This is a genomic window from Staphylococcus pasteuri (assembly GCF_030547725.1).
GTDB lineage: Bacteria > Bacillota > Bacilli > Staphylococcales > Staphylococcaceae > Staphylococcus > Staphylococcus pasteuri.
On record NZ_JAUOQO010000826.1, the window covers coordinates 1 to 242 of the forward strand.

At 59.5% G+C, this 242-nt stretch carries 1 protein-coding gene; it reads right to left on the reverse strand.

Features of this window, described 5'->3' with window-relative positions; genetic code table 11:
• Positions 1 to 242: hypothetical protein (locus Q4528_RS15645; RefSeq protein WP_439848953.1), on the reverse strand; the 242-nt coding region annotated here is incomplete at both ends.

Genomic DNA, 242 nt, shown 5'->3' on the forward strand with positions numbered 1-242 from the left:
ACCGTGACCCGCAACAGGATCAGGAACAGCACCAGCGAAGTCGTAAAGACAAAGTAATAGGCCGCCAGCTTGCCATTCAGGCGCACCCCGAACCAGCGCAGCACCTTGCAGTCCTCATCGACCATCAGCTTGGTCGCGGTTTTGAAAATATCCGGCGCACGATAGGTGATGCCATCCTCGCCGCCGGTGATCTGGCTGAGCTGCGAGGCCAGCACCAGCACAACCGAGGCCGTCGCCAATGT